This window comes from Mesorhizobium sp. M0060 (assembly GCF_040323155.1).
Taxonomy (GTDB): domain Bacteria; phylum Pseudomonadota; class Alphaproteobacteria; order Rhizobiales; family Rhizobiaceae; genus Mesorhizobium.
In genome coordinates, this window is record NZ_JAMYUP010000013.1 from 111,789 (window position 1) to 125,615 (window position 13,827).

Genomic DNA, 13,827 nt, shown 5'->3' on the forward strand with positions numbered 1-13,827 from the left:
CCAGCCCGTCTTCTGCGCAGAAGGATTTCTCTATGACTGCATCCCCAAAGTCGCGCCATGTCGTCGTTGTCGGCGCAGGCATCTTCGGCATCTCGTCCGCGTTGCACCTCGCTCGTCTTGGCTTTGATGTAACCATTGTCAACGACGGCGCGCCGGCCAACGGTGCATCCGGCCGTTCACTTTCCTGGCTGAACTCAGCGCGACGCGCGGACACCGCCTATCACCGCTTGAGGCTTGCGGGTATCGACCGTTATCGGACCCTGGCCGCCACAAGGCCGGAAACCGCGTCGTGGCTTCGCTTTGACGGAGGCCTCACCTGGGATGCGGATGATGAGGCGAACCAGATCGCGTCGATCTGGCAGCTGGAGCAGGATATCGGTTATGACGCGCTTCTGCTCGGCCCCGCCGAAGTCGGCGCAGTGACGCCCGGCGTCAATGCCAATGCAATCACCCCGCAGGGCGCCATCTTCAATCCTGGCGAAGGATGGGTTGACCTGCCCTCCCTGATCGATCTGCTGCTCAATGAATTCCGCTCCCGCGGCGGCAAGCTCCTTCAGGACGCCGGGCGCGTGCGGATCGATGCCACAGGTGGTCGCGCGCGTGGCGTCGTCACTGCCGGGGGGCAGCTGATTGACGCCGATGCGGTGCTACTTGCCGTTGGGCCCGCCACGCCTGCCATGCTCGCCGAAATTGGCGTTCATCTGCCCGACGCCACGCCGATCTCATTGCTCGTAAAGACCAGACCGATCAAGATCGCTCTCCGCGCGGTGCTGAACACGCCGCGCGTGGCCGTGCGTCCAACGCCCGACGGCGCACTGGTCTTGGACTCGGCATGGTCGGAAGAGGAAGTCGTCGTCAATCCCGACGGCTCCTACACCATTCGTGATGAAACCGTCCTAAGGCTACTCGACGAAGCCAGTGCCGTGCTCGACGGCAATCCCCGGCTCCAACTCAACGGCTATGCCGTCGGCCCGAAGCCGATCCCCGGCGATGGCGAGCCTGTGCTTGGCGCCGTCGAGGCTGTCACCGGCGTATACGTCGCCTTCAGCCACAGCGGCGCCACGCTCGGACTCATCGCTGGTGAGTTGCTTGCGAGGGAGATCGCCTCCAGCAACCCGCATCCCATGCTTAATAGCTTCCGCGTGAACCGTTTCGGCTGAAAAGCCGCTCCAGGAATTGCGGTGACAGTGCACTTTTTGCGGCGTTGGCGCGCTACGCAGCAGGCCTTCGCCGGGGCCGACCTCGCCGGCGCCAGCCGCCCGCCTCGCTGGTCATGAAGTCGAAATCCTCGCAGCCGAGGCTCGGCATGAACTCGGTCGAAACGCTCTCTCGGCCGACGACGGAGGCGGCGGCCCCGATTTCCGGCGGCGCGGCATTCGGAGCCTTTCCGCTGCGGATCTCAAACGCACGCGTTTTTTGCCTTCCGGGACCGGCAGCGCCTTTCCCCCGAAATCCACCGCCCTATTTCGCCTCGAAGGTGGGCGGCTGCTTGCTGGACGAGTCCATGTGGCTAGGACGGCATGTGCACTCGAGGTACCCCCAATGAACTTCCACGATCGGCACCTACTGAGGTTGCGGGTGAACGGAGAGGACCACACCCTTTCCGATCTCGATCCCCGCGTCACGCTGCTCGACCTGTTGCGCGAGCGGCTTCATCTGACCGGAACGAAAAAGGGATGCAATTTCGGCGAGTGCGGCGCCTGCACCGTGCATCTCGACGGACGGCGTGTGAATGCCTGCATGATATTTGCCGTGTCCGCCGACGGACGCGAGGTCACGACGATCGAAGGCCTGGCAAACGGCGATGCGCTTCATCCCGTGCAGCAGGCGTTCATCGATCATGATGGTTTCCAGTGCGGATTCTGCACGCCCGGACAGGTGATGTCGGCGGCGGCGCTGATCGAGGAAGGGCATACCGGCTCCGACGCGGAGATCCGCGAGTGGATGAGCGGCAATTTGTGCCGCTGCTCGGCCTATCCGCAGATCGTCGAGGCGGTGCGCGCAGCGGCTGGGAGGGCAGCCCAATGACCCCATTCGTCTATGCGCGCGCCGATAGCCTGGGCGAAACGATCGCGGCCGGTGCAGCGCCGGACAGCGCCTTTCTCGCCGGCGGCACCGAATTGCTCAACTGGCTGCGCCTTGGAATTGCCGAGCCGACGCGGATCATCGACATCTCCCGCCTGGATGGGCTGGATCAGATCGAGGCACTGCCCGGCAGCGGCTTGAAGATCGGCGCGCTGACGCATCTCAACGATGTCGCGCAGCATGCGCTGGTGATGCGCGACTATCCCGTATTGAGCCAGGCGATCCTCAACGCGGCGTCGCCGCAGTTGAGAAACCTCGCAACGATAGGCGGCAATCTGCTGCAGAAGACACGCTGCGCTTATTTCCGCGCCGAAGAGCAGCTGCCATGCAACAAACGTGAGCTCGGCTCCGGCTGCTCGGCATTGCATGGCATCAACGACAATCACGCAATATTCGGCTGGACCGAGGATTGCGTCGCCACCCAGCCATCCGACCCGGCGGTGGCGCTGGCAGCACTTGATGCGGTCATCGTCACCGCGCACCGCAGCGGCGGCCGGCGCATTCCGGCAGCGGAATTCCACCTGCTTCCCGACTCGCGGCCCGAGGCAGACAATGTGTTGCAGCAAGGCGAACTGGTCACGGCAATCGAGCTGCCGGCACCGGCGCCGCGATCGGCCTATCTAAAGGTACGCGAGCGCGAATCCTACGAATATGCCATCGTCTCCGCCGCCGCGGTGCTGGAGATGGACGGCCGAACCATCCGTCGGGCTGGCCTGGCGCTGGGTTCCGTCGCGTTGCGGCCGTGGCGCCTGAGCGCCGCCGAGGAGCGGCTCGCCGGTGCCGAAATCGGCGATCGCGAGGCCCTGAGCGCCGCCATCGCGCAATCCTTCGCCGAAGCGCGTCCCTTATCGCAGAACGCCTACAAGGTCGAACTGGCCAAGACCGCCGCTTTGCGGGCGATCGAAAAAGCAGCGAGGATGCCGTCATGACGATCAGCCAGCCAGTTGCCCGCCCCGACGGCGGCGTCAAGGTTACCGGCCGCGCCCGCTATGCGGCCGACTATTCCACCCCCGATCTGCTCTATGCAGTGCTGGTGACCGCGCCCGTTCCCGTCGGCCGCGTGACGTCGATCATTGTCGACGACGCGCTCGCCGAGGAAGGTGTCGTGCGTGTGCTCACGCATGAGGACATGCCCAAATTCGGCCAGTTCGCATCGCCAAGGGCCGAACCCGATACGGACATGCAACAGGCCGAAGGACCGCCGGCGGCGCAGAGCTTCATGCCCATGCAGAGCGACGAGATACGTCACGAGGGCCAGCCGCTTGCCATTGTGCTGGGCGAGACGTTGGAGGCGGCGGAGGCCGGAGCCCGCCGCGTCGCGTTGCGCTACCAGTTCGCCGAGCCGGAGTTGCCGACACGGCCGGAGTGGACCGCCATCGACAAGGCTGCTGTCGAGCCAAGGGAGAGCGGCTTTCTGTTCCTGGAGCCGACGTTTTCGAAAGGTGATGTCGACGGCGGGATTGCGAAAGCGGCCGCCACGGTCGAAGCCGTCTACCTGCAACCGTCGCGCCATCACAACGCCATGGAGCCCTCGGCAACGCTCGCCGAGTGGAACGACGGAGAGCTGACGCTGCACGACGCCACGCAGCACGTCTATGGTGTCCGCCAGGTGCTTGCCGCCCGCATGAATATGCCGGCCGAGAAGGTCCGCGTGATTTCCCGCCATACCGGCGGCGGCTTCGGCGGCAAGGGGTGGATCTGGCCGCATCAGGTGCTGGCCGCCGCCGCGGCGCGTATTATGGAGCGGCCGGTCAGGCTGGCGCTCAGCCGTGCCGATGCCTATTCCTGCCTCGGTTACCAGCCGCGCATGGCACAGAAGATCGTGCTGGCAGCGGACAGGTCGGGCAAGCTGACCGCCGTGCAACAGGACGTGGTCAACCTGACCACCGTGAGCGACGATTTCGTCGAGTTCGCCACCGAAGCCTCGAAGGGTCTCTACGCCACGCCGGCCATGCGTCTCAGCCAGCGCGTGGAGCGCGCAAACGTCGCCATGCCGACGCCGATGCGCGCGCCGGTCGAGGGTCCGGGCACCTGGGCGCTCGAAAGCGCGATGGACGAGCTCGCTCACCGCCTCGGCATCGATCCGCTCGACCTGCGTCTGGTCAACCATGCGGATACGGATCCGGCAACGGGCCAGCCCTGGTCGTCAAAGAAGCTGCGCGAAGCTTATGAGGAAGGCGCCCGCCTGTTCGGCTGGCGCGAGCGGCCGCGCAATCCGCAACGCGATGGCGATTGGCTGATCGGCTATGGCATGGCGACCTGCAGCATGGGCTGTTTTCGCAACCCGACACCTGCGGCCGAAGTCAGGTTGCGCAGGGACGGCACGGTGCTCATCCGCACCGGCACCCAGGACATAGGAACCGGAACACTCACCATCTTTCCGCAGATCGCGGCGGACGTGCTGGGCCTGCCGATGGAGAAGGTGGGCTTGGAAATGGGCGATACACAGCTGCCGGAGGCGGGGCCGACCTATGGCTCATCATCGACGATGGGGGTAGGCGCGGCAGTGCTCGCCGCCGCCGAAGATGCACGTTCGCAGCTTGCCCGTCTTGCCAATCTGCTGCCGGACGAAGTGGAGATGCAAAACGGCCATATTCGCCGCAGGGGCGCTGCCGGCGGTCAGACGATCGCCGACGTGATGAGTCATACCGACATCGGCGAGATCATCGGCTCCGGCTCGTTCGATCCGGCGCAGTATGGCAAAGGCCTTGCGATGCGCACTTTCGGCGCGATCTTCATGGAGGTCGGCGTCGATCCGGGGCTCGGCCTGCTCAGGCTTCGTCGCGCGATCGGCAGCTACAGCGCCGGCCGTATCGTCAATCCCCGCACCGCACGCAGCCAGATGACGGGCGGCATCATCTGGGGATGGGGCATGGCGGCGATGGAGCAGAGCAGGCACGAACCAGTGCTTGGACGGTTCCTGTCGAAGAACCTTTCCGGGGTCGCCATTCCGGTCAACGCCGACATTCCCGGCGATATCATAATCCACTTCGTCGACGAGGTGGACGAGCATGCAAGCCCGATTGGCGGCAAGGGCATCGGCGAGCTCGGCGCCACCGGCGTTGCCGCAGCGGTGGCCAATGCCGTCTTCGACGCTACAGGCAAGCGAATCCGGGAGTTGCCGATCACGCCGGAAAAACTGCTGTGAAGGACTAGGCCCGCTATTGCCCTGCGATAGCGGGTCTTGAGCTGGTGGATATGTCCTCTGCGTTGAATGGGCTCGCCGAGGCTTAGGAATATTGGCGGCCTTCCAGACAAATGGTCTTCACCCCATCTCAGGCGCCTTCCCGGAAAGCGTCTGCTCGACCAGATTGACGTAGTAGCGCATCACCGTCGGCACGATCTCGTCGTTGAAGACGTAGCGGTCGCCGTGCAGGCCTTCCCCCGGGCCGACCTCGCCGGCGCCGATCCACGCGTAGCAGCCGCCGGCGTCGCGGATCATGAAAGCGAAATCCTCGCAGCCAAGGCTCGGGCTGAACGCGGTCAAGACATTCTCCCGGCCGACGACGGATGCCGCCGCCTCGATGGTGCGGGCCGTCGCGTCCGCCGTGTTGATCAGCGACGGGTAGCCCTTCCGGTAATCGAGCCTTGCCCTGAGCGAATGCGCGGCGGCGATGCCTTGTGCGATCTCGCCGATCAGCGTCTCGCAGTGGTCGGAAAGTCCGGGCTCGAAGAAGCGGCAGGTGCCTTGCAGCCAGACCTTGCCCGGCACGATGTTGCCGACATTGCCGCCATGGATCTGCGTGAGACTGACGACCAGCGCGGATTGTGGGTCGACCGAACGGCTGACAATGCGCTGGACGGCTTGCACGAAGGCGCCCGCGGCCAGGATCGGATCATCGCCGAGCTGCGGCATGGCGACGTGGGCGCCAAAACCCTCGAAAGTCAGCTCGAAATTGTCGACGGCCGCCATCTGCGGTCCGACGCGGGCGGCGATCGTTCCCAGCCTGACGCCCGGCCAGTTGTGGACCGCATAGACCGCCTCGACCGGGAAGCGTTTGAACAGGCCGTCTTCGATCATGCGCATACTGCCGCCCTCGTTTTCCTCGGCCGGCTGAAAGACGAAAGTGACGGTGCCGTCGAAGTTGCGCGACTCACCGAGCAACTTGGCGGCGCCGAGCAGCATGGCGGTGTGGCCATCATGGCCGCAGGCGTGCATCACGCCCTCTCTCCTCGAAGCATAGGGCACGCCGGTTTTCTCCAGCACCGGAAGTGCGTCCAGCTCGGCGCGAAGGCCGATGGCGCGCGCGCCGCTACCGCTGCGCAAGACACCGACGACCCCGGTGCTGCCGATCCCCTCATGGACTTCGTCGACGCCGAACGAGCGCAGTTTCTCTGCAACGAAACGTGCCGTTTCGTACTCCTTGAATCCGAGCTCGGGATTGGCATGAATATGGTGCCGCCAGCCTACGACCTCTGGTGTCAGCGCGGCGATGGGGTCATTATGCATGATACCTCCTTCCATGCCGGCAAAGGACGGCGTGGTTTGATCCTGCCACCATAAAAAGCCGGACGAGAGGCGTCTTGAACCGGATTGACCATGGCTAAGACGAAAGACGTGCAAGCGGCAGAGACCGGGAAATACTGGCGCCATCCGTGCTTTCCCGACCTTGGCCTGTTCGAGGCGCGCTTCACCCGGCACCGTTACGACTTGCACACGCACCCGACCTATGTGATCGCCCTGATCACCTCCGGCTGCGAGCGTATTCGCATCGGACGCCAAAGCGTTCTCGCCCCGGCAGGCGCCATTGCCGTCGTCAACCCCGAGGAGTGGCATGACGGCGAACGCGGTGCGGATGAAGGCTGGGGTTACCGGACCTTTTATCCTTCGGTGCCGCTGATGACGGCGATCGCCCGCGAGTTGGGCCGGGATGGCGCTCCGGTTTTTTCACGCGCGATCATCGAAGACTGCGCTCTCGCCGCAGCGTTGATGGCAGCACATCAGGGCTCGACATCCCGTGACGCAGTGACGTCCGAAACATCCCTGCTCGGTGCACTGAAGCGGCTCATTGTTGGTCATGGCGACCCGACCGGCCAGGCCGAAGAGATTGAACACTCCGGATCGCGACGCAGGTTCTCGCTCTACCGGGAACTCGTGGAGGGCGAGCTTGGCTCGCAACTCGACCTTCAGCGGCTTGCCGGCGCGGCTGGCGTGACCCGGTTCCAGGTCATCCGGGACTTCAACAAGGCGATCGGCCTCACGCCGGCGGCCTATATCCGTGACCGGAGATTGCGCCGGGCGAGCGCGCTGATCGAACAGGGATTTGGCCTCGCCGACGCCGCCATGGCGGCAGGTTTCGCCGACCAGAGCCATCTTTCCCGTACGTTCCGGGCCGCGCGGGGCATGACGCCGGGCATGTTCAGAAGAGCAGGCTAGGCGCTCCTGAACAGACAAGCTTGCGCGCCAATGCTTGCTGCGCAATGCTGACGCAGCTCGGTGGGGGGAATCATGCGAAAAATCTTGGCATCGACGCTGTTGCTCGCGGCAGTGCTGTCGGCAAGGGCTGCCCAGGCGCTGGACAGCAGCGGCACGCCGGTCGTCGTATCGCCGCTTGCCTCCCGCACCGAGACTGCGTCCGGCCAGCCGATCACGCTGCCGCAGAAGGACGTGCAGGTCCTGGTCTCGGCCTATGAGATCGCGCCGGGCGCGACCTTGCCGGTCCACAAGCATCCATTTCCCCGCTATGCCTATGTCGAGGCCGGCACGCTTCAGGTCACCAATGTCGAGACCGGCAAGAGCACTACCTATCAGACCGGCGACTTCATCGTGGAGATGATCGGGCAGTGGCATCAAGCGACCAATGTCGGCGCCGATCCGGTCAAGCTGCTGGTCATCGATCAGGTCGAAGAAGGCACCAAAAACACGGTGTTGCGCCAGTAATTGTCAGTTCTGAACACAGCGTCCGTGGGGGATCCAGTACAGCGCGTCACAGACATCAGAACGCGAACCCCTCCGGCAAATTATGATTCCAATAGCCTTCCTCGACGAGTTCACTGATCTGCCAGCCCTCGGGCGTGCGCACGACGCGGTCGCGATACCAGAGCCCTTGGAAGAAGACCTGCTTTTTGCCTGCGCCGAGGTCGACCACCATCGGGCATGAACAATGCACGCGCGCGCTGGCCTCATCCCCTCGGAGATCAAGAAGGATTGTCGAAATGGCGTGCTGCGAGATCAATATCTTCGAGAGGGCGCCCTTCATGTAAGCAACATGCTCATCCACACCGCTCCTGATTCCACCTGTTACAATGTCGTCAAGCACGGCATCGGGCGTGAATATTTTCCGATAGGCTTCCCAGTCGCGATCGTCCACGGCGTAGCAATAGCGAACAAACAGCTGTTCGATCTCAAGCCGATCCGAAACCTCCTGCAGTGAAAGGGTCATGTCTTGTCTCCGCGGTTGGCGGCACTAATGCCGCATGCGCCAAGCCTGCCCCGACATTCCGATCATATTCGCCTTGATGGTACTCCGAGCGACCTCGCCATGCGGCTGGGCATGCAGATCCGAATGCTCACTTAGCCTTCGCATTCGCCCGGTCGGCAGCGGCGGCCAGCACGGCTCGATCCCCCTACTCGTACAAGGGGCGGATGGAGATGGCATTGACGCGCCAACCTTCCGGCGTCCGCACCAGCCGGTGGAGATAGCTGGCGCCCACCGTCCAGAACCGGGCGCCGATCCAGTGGGTTGCGCGGACATGGCTGCGTGCAACCGCATTGTTATCCCCGCCGTCGACAGTGATGTTGGTGATGAGATGCTGGGTGGCGTCGAAGCCCGGCAGCAGCCCTTGCCATTGGGCGATCAGCGCGTCGCGGTCGCTGATCGCCACCTCGCCGCCGAAAAGGCTCGTATAGTCGGTCGTAACGCGGGCCGCAAAATAGGATTTGACCCGGCCCCATTCACGCAGGTCGGCATAGAGGCCGATCCCGGAAATTGCCTCGGCGATCGCGATCCTGTCTTCGGCCGTCAACGCATCTCCCGAGGCGCTCAAGGCGGGCGCCGAAACAGCGGAAATCATCGTCGCGGACACTGCTGAGGCGAAGATATGCCGCCGGGTGACGAGGCTCATTGTCCCGCCTCCCCTGCACCGCCCAGCGTCGCGCGGAAGTGCGCGGCGACGGCATCGCTCGCCGCCTTCACCGGCGCGGCACGATCGTAGAAATCGAACTGAGTGACCTTGTCGAGCCACAGCTCCTGCTTGGAACTGGTCAGCCGCGCGTAGAATTTGTGCGCACCCTGCGGGATGGCAGCCGCCTCGCTATGCACCATCAGAAAGGGCTGATGCAGGCGCGGAGCCGCCTGGATCGCGTCGAACGTCAGCCAGCCGCGCCAGAAGGCCGGATCGGCCTCATTGCGCCAGGCCGGGATCATGCCGCGATCGGGCTGGGTGTAATAAGGCACCTTGAACATGATCGCGCGCTCGTCGGTCAGGCTCGCGGCGGGCAAGAACGCCTGTCTGCCGGTGCGGCGATACTCGGCCGCGGCCGCGTCGCCCGCGGCCTCAAGCCTGGCGATGCCGTCCCTGCCGCCATAGGTCTGCTCGACCACTTCGGCATCCTGCAACCAGGGCGCAACGAGGGCGACCGACTTGATCGCGGCGTTTTCGGCCGCGGCGGTGACCATATAGCCGGAGCTGGCGCAAATCCCGAACCCGCCGATGCGGTCCTGATCGGTCTCGGGCCGGGTCGCGAGATATGCGGCCGCCGCTTCGATGTCGGCGATCTTGGCGTTGGGGTCCTCGTACTGGCGGCGCACGCCGCCGCTTTCACCCCAGCCGCGAAAATCGAAGGTCAAGGCGACGAACCCACGATCGGCCATCTCGCGGGCGTAGCGGGCCGGCATTTGTTCCTTCACCGTCATCCAGGCGCCGGTCACGACCAGGGCGGGCCGAGGTTTCGCCGCGTCCAGATCCTCTGGCAGATAGAGCTCGCCGACGATCTGCTCACCGTGCGAGGCGAAAATGACGCGCTTGACGCGCGGTGCGGCGACGGCATTGGAGGCGGCGAGCGCCACGGTTATTGCTGCGGCAAGTGTGAGGGTTTTGAGCATTGGAGTCACCCTTGGTTTCGAGCGAAGCGGGGCGCAATCGAATCGGAAAAGCCACCTTCTCAGCGCTCACCGGCCAGTCGGCCGGGCAACGGCTTCAGCGGGTAATGCGCCCAGTGGAAGGCGTCCGACTGGTACATGTCGGTCAAAAAATTCTGTGCCTCGGCGATCTTGCCGTCCTTGATGCGAAACATCAGCGCGTAGAGCTGGTCGATCTCGGGACCTGAGCCGACATTCGACCAGCCGCGATGAATGTCGACGACGAGGTCGCCTTGCGCCTGGAAGAAGATCGGCTCGGCCTTGAACTTGCCGTCGGCCAAGCCACGGAAGAAGGCGACCACCTCGTCCGGCCCGCGCTTGTCGCCGGCGAGCGGATGATGGCCGGGAATGCGCCACACGATGTCGGGCGCGAGGAAGGGCCGCACGGCCTCCGGGTTCCCGGTCGCGTAGGCTGCGTAGTAGTCCTTGACGAGTTGGATATTGCTGTCTTCCTGCGGGCCGCCATTCGCTGAGGCGGCAGACACCGCCAAGAGAGCGCCTGCGGCGAGCGAAGCGAGCCTGGTCATGGTCCTGTCTCCTTGACTATTCGAGCCATCGCAACAGCGAGGCGCATTCGTCGAGCCCAACATGAGGCTTTTTGTTCGCCGGAAAAACCCGTAGAGTTCGACAGGGCTATTTGGAAAGTCCTTACAATGCGCCTCGACCAGTTCAGCGGCATCGTCGCCTTCGTCAGGGTTGCAGAGGCCAAAAGCTTCACCCGCGCCGCCGCCGAGCTCGGCGTCGCTCCGGCCTCGTTGAGCGAGGCCGTCAAGGGGCTCGAGGAGCGTCTGGGAGTGCGGCTTCTCAACCGCACGACCCGCAGCGTTGGCTTGACCGAAGCAGGTGCCCAATACCTCGACCGTGTGCGCCCGGCAGCCGAAGACATCTGGGCGGCTGGTGCGGCTCTGCGCGAGAGCCGCGATCGTCCCGCCGGAACACTGCGGCTCAGCCTGCCGTGGATCGCCGCTCCGCTGCTGATCGAGCCGCTGATGCGGCCGTTCATGGATGCTTATCCCGAAGTGCGGCTCAATCTGATCTTCGACGACAGCTTCGTCGACATTGCCGCCGAGGGCTTCGACGCCGGCCTGCGCATCGGCGAGCTTCTCGAAAAAGATATGATCGGCGCGCGTCTGGGCCGGCCCCTGCAGATGGTCGTGGTGGCGAGCCCTGATTATCTGGCGCGCAACGGCACGCCGAAGCGGCCGGCCGACCTCGCCGCTCATCGCTGCATCGCATTCGCCCTCACCCGCACCCGCGCGATTTCGCCCTGGGAGTTCACGGTAGATGGACGCGAAGTCGCATTCACGCCGGACGCATGTCTGGTCGTGAACACGCTTCCGCTGTGCATTACCGCCGCCGCGCAAGGGCTTGGCCTCGCCTTCGCGGTCGAAGGCCTCGCCGCGCCGCTTCTCGCCTCAGGCGCGCTGGTCAAGGTGCTGGAGTCTTTCTGTCCAGCTTACGAGCCGCTTCATCTCTATTATCCCAGCCGCCGCCTCGTACCACCGAAGCTGCGGGCCTTCATCGACTTCGTGCGCGCGAATTCTCACAAGTTGCGGATCTGATGTGGCGTTGCGAGAACCGCCACAGCACGAGCCAAGACCCGCTCAGCCCCAGGCGCCGACCATCTGCCTGGTAGTTGCGTTGAGCCGGTTGAATGCGTTGATCAGGGCAATCTGGACGACCAGGGCGGCAAGCGCCTTTTCGTCATAGTGCCGGGCGGCTTCATCCCAGACCGCATCCGGCACCGGGTCCGGCCGGTCGGCCAACCGGGTTGCCGCCTCGGTCAGCGCCAGCGCAGCGCGTTCGGCGTCGGTGAAATAAGGTGTTTCCCGCCAGGCGGACACGGTGAAGACGCGCTCATCCTTTTCACCGGCCTTCTTCAATTCGCGCGCATGCATATCGATACAGACACTGCATCCGTTGATCTGACTGGCGCGCAAATGGACGAGCTTGCGCGTCACATAGGACAGGTCAGCCGTTTCCGTCGACTTGTCCAAAGCGAGCAGCGCCTGCAGGGCGCCGGGAATGAGCATCACCGGGTTTTTCAATCGTGCTTGCATAATGGTCTCCTTCACGCGTGTCTTCGCAAGCCGGACATTCGGCTTTCGGTTTGTCGGATTCTGTCAATTCGCCCGTCGCCTTGTGGCGCCAGAGCGGGCAGGTCAGCTCGGCGTAGCGGCATCCAAACCAATAACCCGCGAGCTATGAGTAACGTATAACTCTGGAGTTATGAATGTGTCAAGCGTCGGAATGGCAGGAGCAAGCGCCGCGGCGTATTGGTGAGCCAACACTTCCGGCTTTCATGGCACAAGGCCCGATGCTACCGCTGGCCATCTGAAATCATCAACGGATCCCTCATGACCGAGACCGAACGCCCTCGCCTGCCGCTGATCGAGATCTGCGTCGAAGGCATAGACGGCCTGCTGGCCGCGCAAGCGGCCGGCGCCGACCGCGTCGAGCTCTGTGCCAGCCTGATCGAAGGCGGCATCACGCCGAGCTTCGGCACCGTGCGCACGGCGCTTGAGCTGGCGACGATCCCGTCTCACGTCATCGTGCGGCCGCGCGGCGGCGATTTTCTCTATAGCGACGCCGAATATCATTCGATGCTCGCCGATGTCCGCGCGCTCGGCGAACTCGGCGTTGCCGGTGTTGTCGTCGGCTGCCTCGATGCCGACGGCACTATCGATGAGCAGCGCATGAGCGAACTGGTGCAGGCGGCGGGACGATTGAACGTCACCTGCCACCGCGCCTTCGACATGACACGCGACCCGACAGAGGCGCTGGAAGCGCTGATCCGCTGCAAGGTCGGCCGCGTACTGACCAGCGGCCAGCGCGACACGGCGCTCGAGGGCGCAGCCCTGCTCGCCGATCTTGTCAGACAGGCCGGCGACCGCATCATCATCCTCGGCTGCGGCGGGCTTGCCCCCGAGAATATCGCCGAGGTGCGGAGGAGAACCGGGGTGAGCGAGATGCACTTTGCCGCGCTCAAGGACGTGCCGAGCGCCATGCGCTACCGCAACCCGAAAGTCGGCATGGGTGGCACCGACCTCGACCGCGAATACCGCAACACCGTGACCGACGAAGCGCTGGTGGCGGCGACCATCGCGGCTGCCCGGACATGATCCTGGAAGATCGAAGAAAAACATGATCAAAATGCGTTTGCCGATCGAGCGAGTTTCGCCGCAGGATGAGCCCGCAATCCTCGCGCTCAACAACGAGCACGCTGCCGAATTGTCCTGGCTCGAACCCGAGCGCCTTTCCTTCCTGCTCGGCGAAGCGTTTTACGCGCGCCGTATCGGTGCGCTCGATGCCTTCATCATGACCTTCGACCAGGACGCGAGCTACGACAGCCCGAACTTCCTGTGGTTTCACGAGCGCTATCCGCGGTTCGTCTACGTCGATCGCGTCGTGGTCGGCGCCAAAGCGCGCGGCCGCGGCCATGCCCGCCGGCTGTACGAGGATCTGTTCGACCACGCCATGCGCGCCGGCCAGGCGATCGTCACCTGCGAAGTCAATGCCGAGCCACCCAATCCGGCGTCGGACGCCTTCCACGCGGCACTCGGCTTTGTGGAAGTGGGCGACGCGGTAATCCACGGCGGCAAGAAGGCGGTGCGCTATTATCTAAAACGGATCGCCGGCTGAACGGCGGGCGCTGTTCACC

General features: G+C 64.3%; 15 protein-coding genes. 9 read left to right on the forward strand and 6 right to left on the reverse strand.

The features are described 5' to 3' along the window. Positions 1 to 32: 32 nt before the first annotated feature. The 4 genes from NKJ94_RS15435 (at position 33) to NKJ94_RS15450 (ending at position 5,233) form a co-directional block, all read left to right on the forward strand. On the forward strand, positions 33 to 1,160 hold the full coding sequence (locus tag NKJ94_RS15435; RefSeq protein ID WP_352526135.1) for an NAD(P)/FAD-dependent oxidoreductase: 1,128 nt from the start codon (positions 33 to 35) through the stop codon (positions 1,158 to 1,160). Between the two features lie 382 nt (positions 1,161 to 1,542). Next, the gene (locus NKJ94_RS15440) at positions 1,543 to 2,028 is read left to right on the forward strand and encodes a (2Fe-2S)-binding protein (protein WP_352526136.1); all 486 of its coding nucleotides are present in this window, start codon (positions 1,543 to 1,545) and stop codon (positions 2,026 to 2,028) included. Next, a complete protein-coding gene (locus tag NKJ94_RS15445) occupies positions 2,025 to 3,014 on the forward strand; it encodes an FAD binding domain-containing protein (protein WP_352526138.1) in 990 nt (329 codons plus the stop codon). The genes NKJ94_RS15440 and NKJ94_RS15445 overlap by 4 nt, the downstream gene beginning before the upstream one ends. Next, positions 3,011 to 5,233 carry a xanthine dehydrogenase family protein molybdopterin-binding subunit gene (locus NKJ94_RS15450; protein ID WP_352526139.1) on the forward strand — a complete coding sequence of 741 codons (2,223 nt, stop codon included), beginning with the start codon at positions 3,011 to 3,013 and terminating at the stop codon, positions 5,231 to 5,233. Before NKJ94_RS15445 ends, NKJ94_RS15450 begins: the two co-directional genes overlap by 4 nt. Positions 5,234 to 5,350: 117 nt before the next feature. Here the strand turns inward: NKJ94_RS15450 and NKJ94_RS15455 are convergent, their stop codons facing one another. Further along, positions 5,351 to 6,535, reverse strand: a complete 1,185-nt coding sequence (locus NKJ94_RS15455; protein ID WP_352526140.1) for a M20 aminoacylase family protein — start codon at positions 6,533 to 6,535, stop codon at positions 5,351 to 5,353. Positions 6,536 to 6,625: 90 nt separating this feature from the next. On the opposite strand from NKJ94_RS15455, the gene NKJ94_RS15460 reads away from it, so the two are divergent. Beyond that, positions 6,626 to 7,462, forward strand: coding sequence for an AraC family transcriptional regulator (locus NKJ94_RS15460; protein ID WP_352526141.1), 837 nt, complete (start codon positions 6,626 to 6,628; stop codon positions 7,460 to 7,462). Between the two features lie 72 nt (positions 7,463 to 7,534). Then, entirely contained in the window at positions 7,535 to 7,966 is a 432-nt protein-coding gene (locus tag NKJ94_RS15465; protein ID WP_352526142.1) for a cupin domain-containing protein, read from the forward strand. Between the two features lie 55 nt (positions 7,967 to 8,021). On the opposite strand, the gene NKJ94_RS15470 is transcribed toward NKJ94_RS15465, so the two are convergent. The 4 genes from NKJ94_RS15470 to NKJ94_RS15485 form a co-directional block, all read right to left on the reverse strand. After that, complete coding sequence (locus NKJ94_RS15470) at positions 8,022 to 8,468, reverse strand: nuclear transport factor 2 family protein (protein WP_352526143.1); 447 nt, start codon at positions 8,466 to 8,468, stop codon at positions 8,022 to 8,024. Between the two features lie 184 nt (positions 8,469 to 8,652). Continuing rightward, on the reverse strand, positions 8,653 to 9,150 hold the full coding sequence (locus NKJ94_RS15475) for a nuclear transport factor 2 family protein (protein ID WP_352526145.1): 498 nt from the start codon (positions 9,148 to 9,150) through the stop codon (positions 8,653 to 8,655). Continuing rightward, on the reverse strand, positions 9,147 to 10,094 hold the full coding sequence (locus NKJ94_RS15480; RefSeq protein WP_352526147.1) for an alpha/beta hydrolase: 948 nt from the start codon (positions 10,092 to 10,094) through the stop codon (positions 9,147 to 9,149). The genes NKJ94_RS15475 and NKJ94_RS15480 overlap by 4 nt, the downstream gene beginning before the upstream one ends. 95 nt (positions 10,095 to 10,189) lie before the next feature. Continuing rightward, positions 10,190 to 10,693: a nuclear transport factor 2 family protein gene (locus NKJ94_RS15485; protein ID WP_352526149.1), complete on the reverse strand. Its 504-nt coding sequence runs from the start codon at positions 10,691 to 10,693 to the stop codon at positions 10,190 to 10,192. Between the two features lie 126 nt (positions 10,694 to 10,819). On the opposite strand from NKJ94_RS15485, the gene NKJ94_RS15490 reads away from it, so the two are divergent. Continuing rightward, entirely contained in the window at positions 10,820 to 11,728 is a 909-nt protein-coding gene (locus tag NKJ94_RS15490) for a LysR family transcriptional regulator (protein WP_352526151.1), read from the forward strand. Between the two features lie 42 nt (positions 11,729 to 11,770). Here the strand turns inward: NKJ94_RS15490 and NKJ94_RS15495 are convergent, their stop codons facing one another. Continuing rightward, positions 11,771 to 12,226 (reverse strand): carboxymuconolactone decarboxylase family protein, encoded by a 456-nt coding sequence (locus tag NKJ94_RS15495; protein WP_023720025.1) that lies wholly within the window; start codon positions 12,224 to 12,226, stop codon positions 11,771 to 11,773. Between the two features lie 297 nt (positions 12,227 to 12,523). Between NKJ94_RS15495 and NKJ94_RS15500 the strand changes: the two genes are divergently transcribed. Together NKJ94_RS15500 and NKJ94_RS15505 are read left to right on the forward strand one after the other, a co-directional pair. Further along, positions 12,524 to 13,288 (forward strand): copper homeostasis protein CutC, encoded by a 765-nt coding sequence (locus NKJ94_RS15500; RefSeq protein ID WP_352526153.1) that lies wholly within the window; start codon positions 12,524 to 12,526, stop codon positions 13,286 to 13,288. Between the two features lie 31 nt (positions 13,289 to 13,319). Next, on the forward strand, positions 13,320 to 13,808 hold the full coding sequence (locus tag NKJ94_RS15505; protein WP_352526222.1) for a GNAT family N-acetyltransferase: 489 nt from the start codon (positions 13,320 to 13,322) through the stop codon (positions 13,806 to 13,808). The last annotated feature ends 19 nt before the right edge of the window (positions 13,809 to 13,827 follow it).

What these genes read in the sequence shown, in the direction of transcription:
- NKJ94_RS15485 (WP_352526149.1), bottom strand. Translation starts at nt 10,693, where the DNA reads ATGACCAGGCTCGCTTCGCTCGCCGCAGGCGCTCTCTTGGCGGTGTCT.
- NKJ94_RS15475 (WP_352526145.1), bottom strand. Translation starts at nt 9,150, where the DNA reads ATGAGCCTCGTCACCCGGCGGCATATCTTCGCCTCAGCAGTGTCCGCG.
- NKJ94_RS15445 (WP_352526138.1), top strand. Translation starts at nt 2,025, where the DNA reads ATGACCCCATTCGTCTATGCGCGCGCCGATAGCCTGGGCGAAACGATC.
- NKJ94_RS15470 (WP_352526143.1), bottom strand. Translation starts at nt 8,468, where the DNA reads ATGACCCTTTCACTGCAGGAGGTTTCGGATCGGCTTGAGATCGAACAG.
- NKJ94_RS15440 (WP_352526136.1), top strand. Translation starts at nt 1,543, where the DNA reads ATGAACTTCCACGATCGGCACCTACTGAGGTTGCGGGTGAACGGAGAG.
- NKJ94_RS15450 (WP_352526139.1), top strand. Translation starts at nt 3,011, where the DNA reads ATGACGATCAGCCAGCCAGTTGCCCGCCCCGACGGCGGCGTCAAGGTT.
- NKJ94_RS15465 (WP_352526142.1), top strand. Translation starts at nt 7,535, where the DNA reads ATGCGAAAAATCTTGGCATCGACGCTGTTGCTCGCGGCAGTGCTGTCG.
- NKJ94_RS15490 (WP_352526151.1), top strand. Translation starts at nt 10,820, where the DNA reads ATGCGCCTCGACCAGTTCAGCGGCATCGTCGCCTTCGTCAGGGTTGCA.
- NKJ94_RS15435 (WP_352526135.1), top strand. Translation starts at nt 33, where the DNA reads ATGACTGCATCCCCAAAGTCGCGCCATGTCGTCGTTGTCGGCGCAGGC.
- NKJ94_RS15495 (WP_023720025.1), bottom strand. Translation starts at nt 12,226, where the DNA reads ATGCAAGCACGATTGAAAAACCCGGTGATGCTCATTCCCGGCGCCCTG.
- NKJ94_RS15505 (WP_352526222.1), top strand. Translation starts at nt 13,320, where the DNA reads ATGCGTTTGCCGATCGAGCGAGTTTCGCCGCAGGATGAGCCCGCAATC.
- NKJ94_RS15500 (WP_352526153.1), top strand. Translation starts at nt 12,524, where the DNA reads ATGACCGAGACCGAACGCCCTCGCCTGCCGCTGATCGAGATCTGCGTC.
- NKJ94_RS15460 (WP_352526141.1), top strand. Translation starts at nt 6,626, where the DNA reads ATGGCTAAGACGAAAGACGTGCAAGCGGCAGAGACCGGGAAATACTGG.
- NKJ94_RS15455 (WP_352526140.1), bottom strand. Translation starts at nt 6,535, where the DNA reads ATGCATAATGACCCCATCGCCGCGCTGACACCAGAGGTCGTAGGCTGG.